We start from the raw sequence: 14,257 nt of genomic DNA, 5'->3' as shown, positions 1-14,257 counted from the left end.
ATCTCTCCTTTGGAAGGTGCCACGATAAGGTGTGGCAGATCATAAAGCCTCAAGAGCGAAATTAGCTCCTAAGTACAAAAGTGCCCATTTTGCGGGCTGTTTATCGTCCTTGGAACGCCCTAACGCGTCTCTAACGATCCAGCATATCACCGGCCCCAGGAAGGCCAAACCCATCGGCGGTGCTATGAGGATGTGCTCGAACCGTCCGGCCTTACCCGACCCTTGCTGATCGAGGGAAGGCAGTCTGAGGCGCCGTCATAGTGGATTCGCATCATCCGTCCATCTTCGACGGGCGCAGCGACGTGCGGGATCACATCACCACAGCGCCCTCGTTTCGATCCACGCGATCACGTCGTGCAGGCGAAAACGGGGGCAGCGCCGAAACTTGCCGCTGCCATTCCCGAGATCATATTCTCTCGGGAATCCGGGCGGTCGCAGTTTACGCAAGCGGTCGACGTGACGCCGGGACAGACACGATAGCTCCGCGAACTCCTCGACGGTTATCAATTTCGCGAGCGCGACAGGATCGCTGCGTTCACCTGCGCAGGGCTGAAACACCGAGGGACTTTTCATACTTTCGGCCGCCGCGAGAAATCTCGATCACTCTGCAGGAAGGCATCGATGATCGCCGGAATCAGCTCGGCTACCGCGATCTTCTCTCCATAGCTTTCCTCGTAGGCGACCGCATATTGCTCCAGCCGAATGTGGAGATCCGGCAGGAGATGAACCGAAATTCTGATCGGAGTGCGTTCCGGCAACCGGGACAATTTCACGCGCGACATTCGCCGTCTCCTAGTTCCATGGTGGCAAGACCAGATCCCGATGAACGACCAGTCGCACCGTGGCTCCCGGCCGGATCGTGATAGTGGGCTGAATTTGAAGGGTCCGCGAAACGAACTGATCACCCGCCCGTGAGACGTTCTGCTGCGTCGATTGCCGGATCGCCTGAACCAGGTCGCTCTCGCCAGAGAAGGTGAGTTCGCCGCCTAGGCCAAGCAGCGTGGAGATCGCCGCCCCCTTGATGATCTGCCAGGTGTGGGCGTCGACCTCGTCCTCAAGGCCTGCGTAACCCGACATGTCCGTCGCGGGCACGTTGTCGAGGCGAATCGAACTGCCGTTTGGCATCACGATACGCTGCCAGACGACCAGTGCTCGTTTCTGACCGAAGGCCACCAAGCTGTCGTAGCTTCCGATCAGCCGGCTGCCTTGCGGAATGAGCAGGATCTTGCCCGTCGCGCTGTCGAACACCTGCTGCGTGACCTGAGCGATCACAAGCCCAGGCAGGTCCGATCGCAACCCGGTGATCAGACTCCCGGCTATCACACTGCCCGCCGACAACATGTTCGGCGAAGCTGCCGGCACGAGCACATGCGGTTCTACGTCGCTGCCATTGTCGCTGCCCGAGACGAAGTCGGCCTTGCGCTGCTGCGCGCCGGGATCGCCGTTGAAGTCGATGCTCATCTTGCTGTCCGTGATCGGCGGGGCGCTAGCGCCGAAAGGAATATCGGCTGAAGGGGCGGGCGCGGCCACCTGCGCCGGCCGACGAATGGAGGAGAAGAACAGGCCGGATTGGCCCGCCTTTCCACCATCCACGGCTCCCTGGTCAGGCTCCGCAGATGTCGGAGGCACCTGTGGAATCGGCAAACCACTCGCAGCCTGTCCCTCCCCCTCTCGCTGCTTGGCCAGGATCGGCCGCCCAAGGTCTCCGGGGAGCGGGGGACCAAGCTTGGGGACTTTGTCGTATGTCTCCGGCAAGGTGCTCAACGCATCATGACCGGCCTTTGCATCCAGTCCTGCGTCACCCCCTCCGCCGGCCAGGTGAAGCTTCAACGGCGACAAGGCGTACATGGCTGTTCCCGCGATCAGAAGCGCCGCAGTACCTGTCAGGCCGATGATGGCCTTCTTGCTGAAGCGTATGGCCCGCGGAGGACGCGCCCGGAGAGCGAGTGTTTCCGGATCGACCTTTGGCGGCGGCGGTCCGGGTTCTCGCGGTTCGCCCTGCAAAGGCGCCGGGGGAGGCATATCGCGAACCGGTTCAGCTTCTTCGTGCGCGAGGTTTCGATCTGGCGTCGTCCCCATCACCGCCCCCTCCCCCGGCCGGCCGCTTCGGTGACGCGCTCGATTCGGACCACCTGCTGGTTCCTGGTCCCGAGGCGCAATTCTGCGGCGTTGAAGATGCGATCGACCACATAGTAGCGGCCCGACAGCCGGTAGTTCACAAGCTCGGCCGCCCCCTTCTCGCCAACCAGGAACAATGGCGGAGCCTCGTCGAGCACTATCGAGGCGGGGAGCTGGATAAAGGTCTGTCGGCCGTCGTCGAAGGCCCTCAGCGGCCGCCAGGTGGGCTTGTCGCCGGATATCACGTAGTTGAAATTGAGGTTCTCGGCGGCCAGTCCCGATGCGATCGGCCGCGCTGCTTCCGCCGCCGACGCGGCGCGCCTGACGGCAAGTATTTCGTCGGCCGGATAGGTCCAGGACAAAGCGGACATCGCGGCCGCGGCGCTGCTGGACAGCGCCAGATGATAGCTGCGACGATCGGTCGTGACGACCAGGTTGGTGGCAAGGCCCGGCGAATAGGGTTTTATCAGGATGTGGGTTCGCTTGCCCTCCCCTTGCCCGCTCGTCGTATCGCCGATCACCCAGCGCGCGGTATCGCCGCTTGCCACCGCGACAAGTGTCTCGCCCGGCTGAAGGGCGACATCGGTGACCCGATCGGGTGCGGTCAGCACGTGGTAGATCGCCCCATCCGCAAATGCCTGCACCTGCACCGCGTTGACGAACCGGCTTGCGGCCGGCTCGATGGTTGCGGCTCGGTTGGCACGTTCGATCACCGCAGCATTCGCTGCAGGCTGTTTTGCCGCCAGCGCGCCACCGCCGGAGCAGCCGGCGAAAAGGGCGCCGCCTATCGCCATAAGCGAGCGTGCGTTCGAGATCATGGCATTGCCTCCTCAATGGGTGCGAGCGAAACGGGCTTGGCTGCGGGTTCTGACTGGGCGGGGAGTGGCATGTCCTGCCTGGCCGGAAGACCATCGGGAGGTGGCGGCGCACCGATCGTGGCTCCTGCGGCCGGTTCGAGTTCACGGCTCCAGTCGATCGCATCGATGTAGATCCCGAGCGGATTGCGTCGCAGTATGTCGGCGCTGCGGGGCTGACGGGTGACGATGGTCAGGATTGCGGTCCAATGGCTCGTTCCCGATTGGGCGCCGCGCTCGTAGGCCGTCTCGATCCACTTGACCTGAAACGAATGGTCGGATGCGCGGACGACGCTCGTCACCTGAACAGCAACGGTGCGCTCGCCCAGCCTGGCGAATGGATCCGCCTCGCGGGCATAGGTATCGAGAAACTTCGCCCCACGCTGGGTGGCCATGTCGTAGACGGAGAGCCAGTCCCGCCGCATCAGCACGGGATCGAGCGATACGCCCCTCACATTCTCGATGAAGCGCGCAAGATGCCAGGCAATCTGCGGATCGGTGGGTGTATGGCCGGCTTCGGCCTCGCTTATTGCCCTCGCCTCCCCCAGCCTGTCGACTTCGATGACATAGGGCACGATGCGGCTCTGGAGGGATTGCCAGACCAGCGCCGATCCCATGGCTCCGGCCATGAACACAGTGCCGAATGCCATGAGCCGCCAGTTGCGGGCCTGGACCCGGGCAGAGCCGATGCGATCATCCCATACCTGGCCTGCGCGCTGGAAGGGTGTTTCCGGTTCGGGGGTTCGTCCGTATCGCTGGACCGCTCGCTTGAAGATCATGCCTCAATCCTCCTTTTCCTTGATGTCGGGGTTTGCCGAGGCGCCCCCACGTTCACCTTCCTTCAGGGTTTGAACCGCGATTGCGCGGTGGTGCCGCGCGTCCTGCTTGCGCCGCAAATCGCGGGCCCAGCCCGGCGCTGCGCTTGCAGGCGGCTCCGAAGATGTCTGGCCGCCTTCGCTGCCTTCGAACGCTGCCCGGGCGGCGCTGCGACCGCGCTCGGCGGCTTCGCCAATCCCGAAGGCGCTCTTTCCCTTCTGCTTTGCAGCCCCGCTGGCCGCCCGCGCCATGCCGCCGAGACCTGCTGAGGCGCGCTGCGAGCCGGAGGCAGCCTGTCCCATTTTCCAGGAGGTAGAGGCGGCGGTACCCATGGTGGTGCCGGCCCGGACCGCACCGATGACCGCGCCGCCTGCAAGGCGCGCGGCACCGGCTGAGCCGCCCGCTCCAAGCGCGATGATGCCGGCGGCACCGACACCCGTCCCGAGCGCGGCACCGGCCCCGAGCTGCGGAGCGCCTGCGACCAGGCCGGAGGCAATCGATGGACCGAAGATGCCGAGCCCGAACAGCGCAAGACTGGCGAGCACGAGGCTCAGGGCCTGGACGATGTCAGGTTCCTGCCCTTTCAACGAGGCGGTGAACTCTTCGAAGAAGTTCGACGAGATGCCGACGATGACGGCAAGCACCATGACCTTGATGCCGGAACTGACGACGTTCCCGAGGACCCGTTCGGCGAGGAACGCGGTGCGGTTCCAAAGCGCGAAGGGTACGAGGATGAAGCCCGCGAGAGAGGTCAGTTTGAACTCGAGGATCGTGACGAAGATCTGCACGGCGAGGACGAAAAAGGCGAGGATCACCAGGAGCCAGGCCAGCAGCAGGATGATGATCACCAGGAAGTTGTCGAGCAGGCCGGTGATGCTCACGAGTTTCGCTGCCTGCTGGAGCAGCGGCCAGGCCGCCGAGAACCCCGTCGCCGCGAGTCGCCCCGGTTTCAGAAGATCCGCCGACGTGAGAATTCCGCCGCCCGCCGTGAGACCGGCCTGCGAGAACGAGCGGAACACGATGTCGCCGAGGACGGCGAAATTGCCCAGAATGAAGGCGAAGGCGCCGACATAGAGGATCTTGCGGATGAACCGTCCGAGCACATTGTCTTCACCGCCGAGCGACCAGAACAGGCCGGCCAGGGTCATGTCGATCCCGATCAGCGTTGCGGTCAGGAAATGGACATCGCCGCCGAGCAGACCGAAGCCGCTGTCGATATAGGCGATGAAGGCCGTCATGAAGCGGTCGATGACACTGAGGTCGGTCATGGCGCTGGGCACCTTTCGGGGCTGAACGAACCGGGATTGGCGGTGTCGCGGGACGCGGCCAGGGGCGCGGAAAAACCGCGTCCCGCGACGCGGTGACGGGAGGGAATTTCCGCCACCGCAGCTCGTGATCTGACTTGAAGCAGGCTTGCCTGCCGGGACGGCTAGTTCGGCGTGTAGCCTGTGCCGTCCCCGAGAAACTTGGTGGCCGCCGCTGCAGCGTCGCTGGCGGCCTGCGCGCGGCTTGCCCGGGCCAAGGCGTCTGCCCGGTACTGCGCTGCCAGAAGCTGCTGGATCTGGAACTGCTGTTTCGCGGTGAGCGCAAGCAGTTGGTTGGTAGCCTGGGCCGCCTGAAGCGCCCCTTCGGCGCTCTGGCTGCGGTCGACCAACGCCGCGAGAGCCGCGGTATCGCTCTGGACATTCTCGACCACCTGGGCCTGGACCGTCATGGTATGCTCGAAAGCGCTCATCTCGTTGTCGAGCCGGCTACGCGCAGCCCTCACCTGCGCGTTCAGCGAAAGCCCGCCGCCGCCCATCGGATAGAGCTGGCGGAACTGCTGGTTGAGGGTCGAGACCTGGAAACGCACGCCCTGCGCCTGTCCCATCAGGCCATCGATTTGCTGGAGGGTCTGCGTGAGCGCCTGAAGTTCGGGAAACCCGATGGTCTTGAGGTTCTGCGCTTCGTTGAGCAGGCTCCGGGCCTCGTTCTGCAGCGAGCGGATTTGATTGTTGACCGTCTGCAAGGTCCGGGCGGCGGTCAGCAGGTTCTGGCTGTAGTTGGTAGGATCGTAGACCACCAGAGCTTGGGCCGGATTGGAGGGTATCCCGGTTCCGACGAGCGCAGTGCCGGTGATGGCCAGCCCTAGCCCCGTGGCAGCGAGCAGCGGGATACGCGACTTTGCATTCACCTTCATTGGTCGTCTCCAAACAGGTCGGGGGAAAGAAGTGGCTGAGGCACCGGGGGAACGAGGTTTGCCGCCCAGGGGACATTGCTGCCGGCCAGGAAGCGGCGGAGGAAATCGTCGCTGCCGTGTTCGGCGAGAAGCGCATCTATCCGCACCTGGCTTGCCGGATCCGAGGCCCCGCATATCGCGAGCGCAAGGGGACCCAGGCCGAGTTCGAACAGGCGATTGCCACGTGCGGACTGCAGGTAATAATCGTGCTTGGGCGTAGCCCGGGCGATGATTTCGATTTGCCGGTCGTTGAGGCCGAAGCGTTCGTAGGCGGCGCGCGATTGCGGCTCGATCGCACGGTCGTTCGGCAGCAGGATGCGCTGCGGGCAACTTTCGATGATAGCCGGAGCGATCGCGCTGTCGGCGATATCCGCAAGGCTCTGGGTTGCGAACAGAACCGACACATTCTTCTTGCGCAAGGTCTTGAGCCACTCGCGGATCCGCGCGGCGAATAGTGGATCGTCGAGCAGGCTCCAGGCCTCATCGAGCACCAGCAGGGTGGGCCGGCCGTCGAAACGCTGTTCGATCCGGTGGAACAGGTAGGTGAGCACCGGTGCAACCAGCCCTGCCCGGCTCATCAACGTCTCGGTTTCGAAGCACTGCACGTCGGCTTCCGCGAGGCGTTCGTGCGCAGCATCGAGAAGACCACCATAAGTCCCTTCGAGCGTGTAGGGCGCGAGCGCCATCCGCAATGCATTGGACTGGAGGACGAGCGAGAGGCCGGTCAAAGTGCGCTCGGCTTCCGGCGCCCCGGCCAGGCTGGTAAGCGCGGACCAGACCTGATCTTTCACTTCGGGTGTGATCGTCACCTTCTCGCGGGCAAGCAAGTCACAGAGCCATTCAGCCGCCCAGCCGCGCTCGGCCGGATCGCCGATGGATTTCAGCGGCTGGAAGCTCAATCCGTTTTCGACGTCGGCGCCCTGTCCCAGCGCGTTGTAGCTGCCGCCCATCGCGAGTACGGCGACCCGCGCCGAGCGACCCATGTCGAAAACAACGATTCGGGCACCTTCGTACCGCCGGAACTGACATGCAATCAGCGAGAGCAGGACCGACTTCCCCGCGCCGGTTGGGCCCACCACCATCATGTGCCCGACGTCTCCGACATGCGTCGAAAGCCGGAACGGCGTCGAACCCTGCGTCGAGCCGAACAGCAGCGGCGCATCCTTGAAGTGTGCATTGCCCGCCGGACCCGCCCAGACCGCCGACAGCGGCATAAGGTGCGCGAGATTCAGCGAGTGCACCAAGGGCTGACGCACGTTGGCGTAAACCTGTCCGGGGAGGGAAGAAAACCAGGCCTCGACCGCATTCACGCTTTCGCGTTTGCAGGTAAAGCCGAGGCCGTTGACCACGCGCTCGACGCCGCGGACCTTGTCCTCCACGCCGTCCCGGTCCGGATCGGAAACGGTGATCGTCGTCGTCAGATAGCCGAAGGAGACGTGATCGCCGCCCAGCGCTTGCAGGGCCAGATCGGCATCGACGACCTTGTTGTCGGCGTCGCTGTCGACCAGTTGGGTCGGCTGATTGTAGAGCACTTCGCGTAGCAGCGCCGTGATCGACTTGCGCTTGTTGAACCAATGCCGCCGCAGCTTGGTGAGCGCCTTGGTGGCATCGGCTCGATCGAGCGCGATGAACCGTGTCATCCAGCGATAGGAAAACGGCTGCAGGTTGAGGGCATCGAGCAGCCCGGGACGGCTGAGACTCGGAAAACCCAGTAAGGTCAATGTGCGCAGGTACAACCTGCCCAATTGGGGCTCGAGACCGCCGACGAACGGCGTGTCGGCGAGGACCGCATCGAGATAGGCCGGCGTCTCCGGTACAGCGAGCGCAACCGGGTGATCGGAGATGCAATCATGCAGGTAGGTGAGCGTGCCGGCGCTATCGAGCGAGCGCACCTCCGGCATGAAGCCGGCGAACAGATCCAGCACCCGATCGGTCTCTGCGACGAAGCCTGCAAGCGCCGTGCGCCAGTCGCGCGGCACGGTCCGGTTCTGGCCAGTCCTCTCGACCAGAGCGCGCCCGGCCGCATCGCTCGCGTCGACAGGCGGCAGCCAGACCAAAGTGCCATAGTAGGCGCTCTCGAAATGCTGGCCTTCGGCCTCGAATGCGGCCTGGCGCTCGGCATCGATCAGGCTCGAGGCCGGGTCGGGAAACCGGCTGGTGGGATACCCCAAGGCCTCCCGGCGCTGGGCTTCGAAAAACAAGGCCCAGCCCGAGCCGAGGCGGCGCAGGACATTGTTGGCACGCGCGCATATCCCGATGAGTTCAGCCTCGGTCGAGCTTTCGAGGTCCGGTCCCCGGAACGCGAAGCTGCGCTGGAAGCTGCCGTCCTTGTTGAGCACTACCCCCGGTGCGACGAGCGCAGCCCACGGCAGGTGATCGACGAGGCGGTCGGTACGGGAGCGATATTCGGCAAGGTTCAGCATGCCAGGTATCCTTTCTGGCGAAGGTGCCGCAGGAGCACGCCCGCGAAATCGGGATCACGACGCGCCGCGAAGACCGCGAGGCTGTGGCCGATCGCCCAGAGGGCGATACCGACCGGCCACTGCTGCAAACCCAGCCCGACCGCGGCGGCGAGCGTGCCAGTGAGAATCGCGATCCCCCGCGGTGCCCCGCCCATGAGAATGGGTTGGACGAGGCTCGCGTGGATCGGGGTCTCGAAGCCCTCAAGCCCGCTCACGACACCAGGGCTCCGCCGCCGAAGCTGAAGAACGACAGGAAGAACGAGGAGGCGGCGAAGGCAATCGACAGACCGAAGACGATCTGGATCAGCTTGCGGAAACCGCCTGCGGTCTCACCGAACGCCAGGGCAAGGCCGGTGGAGATGATGATCAGCACCGCGACGATCTTGGCGACCGGACCCTGGACCGATTCCAGCACCTTCTGCAACGGATCCTCCCAAGGCATACCGGAGCCGCTCGCCAGGAGCGGAGAAGTCATCACCGCGGCAAGGCCGATCAAGGCGGCGCTGCCGAGGTCACGACCGGAAAATTTGGCTAAACGCATGTCATTCTCCTTCAGGTTGAACTTGGGAGGAAATGCTCGCCAGCCGCAGCGCATCGACGACGCGGTACTCCCCGCGCTCGTCGAGCCCCATGACCCGCGCGACCGTGTCGATCCGGCGATCGCTTCCGCGCCCGGCAATGAAGACGATCAGGTCGATGGCCTCGGCGATGAGATGGCGCGGCACGGTGACGACCGCTTCCTGCACCAATTGTTCGATCCGGTAGAGCGCTGCGCGCGCATTGTTGGCATGGACGGTTGCGATCCCGCCGGGATGGCCGGTGTTCCAGGCCTTGAGCATATCGAGCGCCTCGGCGCCGCGAACTTCGCCGACGATGATCCGGTCAGGCCGTAGACGCAGGGTTGAGCGCACCAGGTCGCTCATCGAGACCCGCCCTGCCCGCGTCCGGAGCGCCACGGTATCGGCGGCTGGTGATTGCAGCTCACGGGTATCCTCGATGAGGATAACCCGCTCGTCGAGACTGGCCATCTCGGCGAGAAGAGCGTTGGCAAGCGTCGTCTTGCCCGAACTGGTGCCGCCAGCGACAAGGATGTTTTCCCGTTCAACGACTGCCCGTGACAAGAAACCCGCGGCGCCCGGCGTCATGATGCCATCGCGCACGTAATCCAAGAGTCCGTGGATTTTCGCTGCCGGTTTGCGGATCGAGAAACAGGGGCCCGGCGTCACCGGCGGCAGCAGCCCTTCGAAGCGCTCCCCTGCCCCGCCACCATGCGGCGGCAGTTCGGCCGAGACGATCGGCGCGTCGACGTGGACCTCGGCGCGGATATGCGAGGCGACCAGGCGCACAATGCGCTCGACTTGCGCCGGCTCGTAGCGCACATCGGTATCGACCCGCCCTTCCCCCAGGATATCGACGCGAAGCGCTCCATCGGGATTGACCATGATCTCGACAACGCGCGGATCCTCGAGCGCTGCTCGGATGGCAGGTCCCATGGCGGTTCGCAGCATCGCTCGCCGGCGGTCGGCGGAAACCTGTTCAGGGGCGTCAGTCATCGCTGCCGCCATCGAAGTCCTGCGAAGGAAGCGTGCGCCGTCCGCTGGCGATCTGACGCCCGACCTGGGCCACGAAGGCTTCGAAGCGGTCGCGTCCGACCGCGCGGGCAGCGGCATCACTGTCCGGCAGCGGCGCCGTCACCATCAATTGGTAACGGACGAACAGGGCGAGGCTTTCAAGGACGACGTCGATGTCTCGCCGTGATGCTTCGAGCTCGCGCGATATCCGGTCCAGGCGCGGTTTCAGCAAGTCGTCGAGTTCGCGGGCGCCCTTGCGGGCGATCCAGACCTTGAGCGCGTCGTTGACGAGCCGGCTCTTGTTGCCGCGCGTGCCTGCCGCGAGACGATCGAGCGCCACGCTGACGTCGCGGTCGAGATAGAGGTTCTGTCGGATCTTCATGATCGCCCTCACAATCCCAGCATTTGCGTGTGGTCGCTCTCGTCGAAGGCAAAGCCCCGTGCGACCGGCGTCATGCTCTGCGCCTGTTCCATCGCCCGCTTGTCGGCGACGACATCATCGTCATCGGTGCCGAGCACGATTTCCGGGGTCTTGTCCTCGTCGAGAGCGTGGCTATGGCCGCCGCCCGATCCCGGCTGACGCTGCTGCTGAGGGCCGCTTTCGTCTTGCGATGCCGGTTCTTCGGCGGGCTCAGTCAGGCGGGCATCCGGCATACCGATCTGGCCGGCCCAGTCGCTTGGACGCGGATCCGGCCGGTCGGGATAACTGCCGCCGCCGAGCGTCGGCGCCGGGAGACGACGCTCGGCGAAATTCGCGTCGGCATAGTATCGAAGCTTGCGGGCGCGGACCGGGGCCAGCCCGGACAGGAGCACCAGCTCCTCATCGGGCGACAGCTGCATCACCTCGCCCGGCGTCAGAAGCTGGCGCGCGGTTTCCTGCCGGCTGACCATGACGTGGGCGAGCCAGGGAGCCAGCCGGTGACCAGCATAGTTGCGCATCGCCCGCTGCTCGGTCGCGGTGCCGAGTGCGTCGGAAATGCGCTTGGCGGTGCGTTCGTCATTCGTCGCGAAAGCCACGCGGACATGGCAATTATCGAGAATCGAGTTGTATTCGCCATAGGCCTTCTCGATCTGATTGAGGCTCTGCGCGATCAGGAATGCCCGAATGCCGTAGCCTGCCATGAACGCGAGGCTGGTCTCGAAGAAGTCCAGGCGGCCGAGCGCAGGGAACTCGTCGAGCATCATCAGCAGCTGGTGCCGCCGCCCTTCCCCGGATTGATCGAGCCGTTCGGTAAGCCGGCGGCCAATCTGGTTCAGGACCAGGCGCACGAGCGGCTTGGTGCGGCTGATGTCGGAAGGCGGGATGACGAGATAGAGCGAGCACGGCTGCTTCGCTTCCATAAGGTCGGCAATTCGCCAGTCGCAGCGCGAGGTGACCTCGGCAACCGTCGGATCCCGGTAGAGCCCGAGGAACGACATGGCCGTCGACAGGACTCCAGAGCGCTCATTCTCGCTCTTGTTCAGCAGTTCGCGCGCGGCGGAGGCCACCACCGGATGAACCCTCGGCCGCCCGGCGTCGCCGAGGTGGTTGGTGGACAGCATCGCGCGCAGGGTCGCCACAAAGGAGCGCTGCGGGTCGGACAGGAACGTCGCCACGCGGGCGAGCGTCTTTTCCTGCTCCGCGTAGAGAATGTGGAGGATTGCGCCGACCAGCAGCGAATGGCTGGTCTTTTCCCAGTGGCTGCGGCGTTCCAGCGCGCCGTCGGGATCGACCAGGATATCCGCGATGTTCTGGACATCGCGCACTTCGTTGGCGCCGCGACGCACCTCGAGCAGTGGATTGTACCGAGCAGAAGTCGCATCGGTCGGGTTGAACAGCAGGCAGTGCGAGAAGCGGGAGCGCCAGCCGGAGGTCAGCGTCCAGTTCTCGCCCTTGATGTCGTGGATGACCGCCGAGCCCGTCCACGACAGGAGGGTCGGCACAACGAGGCCGACACCCTTGCCCGACCGCGTCGGCGCGAACGCCATGACATGCTCGGGACCGTCATGACGCAGGTAGTCGCCGCGCAAAGTCCCAAGCATAACGCCTGCGGGCCGCAGCAGTCCGGCACGGACAACTTCCCGCCGGCTCGCCCAGCGGGCCGAGCCGTAAGTGGTGACCCTCCCCTTCTGCCGCGCGCGCCACAGCGAACCAATGACCGCCGAGCCGCAACCGAGGAACCCGCTCGCTCCTGCCAATGTACCCGCTTTGTCAAAGACCTCAGGCGCGTAGGCGTCGTAGGAATACCACCACCAGAACAGCGCCCAGGGGTGATAGACAGAATAGCTTCCAAGCCTGAACCAGGCAGCGCCAAGCTCCGGCTGATAGGCGAGCATCGCTGCCGCCCACTGCGTCGCGATCCATATGCCGGCGAGCATGATCGCGAAGACGGCAAGGATCTGGCCAATGAGCAGCTTGGTCGGAGTCACAAAGCATCTCCCGTCTACCGATGAGGATCGGTTTCGACGGGATCAGCTTCCGCGATCTAGAGCACGACTAGAAGTGCGCTGAACAGCGCTGAACCGCGTGAAACAGCGCGGAACAGCGCGGAACAGCGCGGAACAGCGCGGAACAGCGCGGAACAGCTACCGCTGGGCTGATACGACGTGATGATACGTCAATGGCTGGCGGCTCTCTGCAACTTTGCAATGCGCTCGTTGCAAATGCGCTCGACAATGTCCCGTAGATGACGAACCTTGATCGCCACCGATTCTAGGTCTTCAATGCTGATGTCATAGTTGTCCGAGTAACGGGCCTCGACATATGCACGTTTTATTAATTCGAATTGACGTCGATCGATCTTCGTTTCTCGGGGCCAAGCATCAATCAACGCAGGATCGTGACCTTCAGCGAGTGAACGAAGAAATTTGATGTTGTGTGATCGCGGAAAATACGACGTGCAGGTTAGCAGGAAGCATGCGTAACAAGTTTCAACAGCCTGATGGAGATTGAAAGCCGATTTCCGCCGCCAATCCACACTACATGTAACTTTTTTCATTGAGAAATCTGCCAGATCAAGCCAGTTCCCAATGGACTCTGATTGAAGGCGGTAATATCCCGCTGCCATTTCTAGCGCATCTGAGGGCAAAAGTGCTTTAGGAAGACTAAATGGCGAGCCCTGCAGTTCGTAAAGAGCAATACCTTCCCTAACAATATCGACCCAGAAATACTCTCCACGCAATAGCGCTTGATTTGCCTCCTGAAGGGTATGAACGATGATATTCACTTGACGACTAATACTTGAATCACGAAGAATCTTATCTTCAGCCACATACCAAAACTCAGCAATATCAGTGAGGTTCTCGTGACTTACTATGATCAAGATGTCGAAATCAGATTGGTAGCCATTCTCCGGTTCATCAACCCAATCGTTGCGCGCGTAGCTTCCGAAAAGAACGATCTTGAGGATGCGACCGTTCTTTTTCCAAGGCTGGGTCGCTCGGGAGGTCGCAATCTCAAATTCCGACATCAGAGTGGCTTTGGCCTTCTCTAACTCTCCTTGCTGAACAGCAGGCAGATGATCGATATCTTTACGCATTGCCTCAGATTCTCGCCTGAAAGCGGGGCATTGGCAACCCATGAAAGGTTTGAGTGCGACCCAAATGCATCCGAGAATCTTTACCGATCAGGAGCGCCTCCAACCGATCCTGATTGCTCAGCCGCCAAAATACGACGCTTCAGCCATAGTCCGTCCGCAATCCCAGCAAGCGTCGCCCTGTTTAAACCCTTCTGGCGAAGTCCCGACAATGTCGGCTCACGCCGACAGAGATGGTGTATCGCGGCGGCTGCGATTAAGCTCAGATGCGGTTGCAGCCCCTTTCACGTAAGATGCCTTGGTCGGGGTCGAGCCTGACCTCGTGCATCGAGGGAAGGAGTGATGGCGATGGCACAGTTTGCAGGTCTGGATGTTTCGGTAAAGGAGACGTCGGTGTGCGTGGTGAGCGATGCCGGCACGGTTCTATGCGAGCGTAAGATTAAGATAGAGTCCGAACCTGGTGCCATCGCCGCTCTGCTAGGATCAGTCGTTGGCGATTATGCTCGAATAGGGATTGAGGCCGGCCCTCTGTCGCAGTGGCTGGTGGGGGCTCTGATCGAGGCGGGCTTGCCTATGGTGTGTGTTGAAACGCGGCACATGAAGGCGCTGCTCAAGGCTCAGCAGATCAACAAGTCCGACCCCAATGATTGAAGCGTCCCGGGTTTTCCGGAGGCTATCCGGTTTGACTCAGGCAGCCATATCG

General features: G+C 63.1%; 14 protein-coding genes. 1 reads left to right on the top strand and 13 read right to left on the bottom strand.

What is annotated here, in order from left to right:
- Nucleotides 1-569: 569 nt before the first annotated feature.
- From V7066_RS28120 to V7066_RS28060, 13 genes are all read right to left on the bottom strand, one after another.
- Nucleotides 570-782, bottom strand: coding sequence for a DUF2274 domain-containing protein (locus V7066_RS28120; RefSeq protein ID WP_334186232.1), 213 nt, complete (start codon nucleotides 780-782; stop codon nucleotides 570-572).
- A gap of 10 nt (nucleotides 783-792) precedes the next feature.
- Complete coding sequence (locus tag V7066_RS28115; RefSeq protein WP_334186231.1) at nucleotides 793-2,079, bottom strand: TrbI/VirB10 family protein; 1,287 nt, start codon at nucleotides 2,077-2,079, stop codon at nucleotides 793-795.
- The gene (gene trbG / locus V7066_RS28110) at nucleotides 2,079-2,936 is read right to left on the bottom strand and encodes a P-type conjugative transfer protein TrbG (protein ID WP_334186230.1); all 858 of its coding nucleotides are present in this window, start codon (nucleotides 2,934-2,936) and stop codon (nucleotides 2,079-2,081) included. The genes V7066_RS28115 and trbG overlap by 1 nt, the downstream gene beginning before the upstream one ends.
- Nucleotides 2,933-3,751 carry a conjugal transfer protein TrbF gene (gene trbF, locus V7066_RS28105; protein ID WP_334186229.1) on the bottom strand — a complete coding sequence of 273 codons (819 nt, stop codon included), beginning with the start codon at nucleotides 3,749-3,751 and terminating at the stop codon, nucleotides 2,933-2,935. The genes trbG and trbF overlap by 4 nt, the downstream gene beginning before the upstream one ends.
- Nucleotides 3,752-3,754: 3 nt before the next feature.
- Nucleotides 3,755-5,056, bottom strand: coding sequence for a P-type conjugative transfer protein TrbL (gene trbL, locus V7066_RS28100; protein ID WP_334186228.1), 1,302 nt, complete (start codon nucleotides 5,054-5,056; stop codon nucleotides 3,755-3,757).
- 161 nt (nucleotides 5,057-5,217) lie between these two features.
- Nucleotides 5,218-5,967 (bottom strand): P-type conjugative transfer protein TrbJ, encoded by a 750-nt coding sequence (trbJ, locus tag V7066_RS28095; protein WP_334186227.1) that lies wholly within the window; start codon nucleotides 5,965-5,967, stop codon nucleotides 5,218-5,220.
- Nucleotides 5,964-8,429: a conjugal transfer protein TrbE gene (gene trbE / locus V7066_RS28090; RefSeq protein WP_334186226.1), complete on the bottom strand. Its 2,466-nt coding sequence runs from the start codon at nucleotides 8,427-8,429 to the stop codon at nucleotides 5,964-5,966. The genes trbJ and trbE overlap by 4 nt, the downstream gene beginning before the upstream one ends.
- Nucleotides 8,423-8,623 carry a VirB3 family type IV secretion system protein gene (locus V7066_RS28085; protein WP_442947395.1) on the bottom strand — a complete coding sequence of 67 codons (201 nt, stop codon included), beginning with the start codon at nucleotides 8,621-8,623 and terminating at the stop codon, nucleotides 8,423-8,425. Before V7066_RS28085 ends, trbE begins: the two co-directional genes overlap by 7 nt.
- A 56-nt stretch (nucleotides 8,624-8,679) precedes the next feature.
- Nucleotides 8,680-9,009, bottom strand: coding sequence for a TrbC/VirB2 family protein (locus V7066_RS28080; RefSeq protein ID WP_334186224.1), 330 nt, complete (start codon nucleotides 9,007-9,009; stop codon nucleotides 8,680-8,682).
- Between the two features lies 1 nt (nucleotide 9,010).
- Entirely contained in the window at nucleotides 9,011-10,021 is a 1,011-nt protein-coding gene (gene trbB, locus V7066_RS28075) for a P-type conjugative transfer ATPase TrbB (protein WP_334186223.1), read from the bottom strand.
- Entirely contained in the window at nucleotides 10,014-10,421 is a 408-nt protein-coding gene (locus tag V7066_RS28070) for a CopG family transcriptional regulator (protein WP_334186222.1), read from the bottom strand. The genes trbB and V7066_RS28070 overlap by 8 nt, the downstream gene beginning before the upstream one ends.
- Nucleotides 10,422-10,429: 8 nt before the next feature.
- On the bottom strand, nucleotides 10,430-12,448 hold the full coding sequence (locus V7066_RS28065) for a conjugal transfer protein TraG (RefSeq protein ID WP_334186221.1): 2,019 nt from the start codon (nucleotides 12,446-12,448) through the stop codon (nucleotides 10,430-10,432).
- A gap of 188 nt (nucleotides 12,449-12,636) precedes the next feature.
- Nucleotides 12,637-13,557, bottom strand: a complete 921-nt coding sequence (locus V7066_RS28060) for a HEPN domain-containing protein (RefSeq protein ID WP_334186220.1) — start codon at nucleotides 13,555-13,557, stop codon at nucleotides 12,637-12,639.
- Nucleotides 13,558-13,902: 345 nt separating this feature from the next.
- On the opposite strand from V7066_RS28060, the gene V7066_RS28055 reads away from it, so the two are divergent.
- Nucleotides 13,903-14,205 (top strand): IS110 family transposase, encoded by a 303-nt coding sequence (locus tag V7066_RS28055; RefSeq protein WP_334186219.1) that lies wholly within the window; start codon nucleotides 13,903-13,905, stop codon nucleotides 14,203-14,205.
- The last annotated feature ends 52 nt before the right edge of the window (nucleotides 14,206-14,257 follow it).

Source organism: Novosphingobium sp., from assembly GCF_036820275.1.
In the GTDB taxonomy this organism is placed as follows: Bacteria; Pseudomonadota; Alphaproteobacteria; order Sphingomonadales; family Sphingomonadaceae; genus Novosphingobium.
The sequence above is the reverse complement of the archived record's forward strand: the minus strand, read 5'-3'. Positions and strand labels throughout refer to the sequence as shown.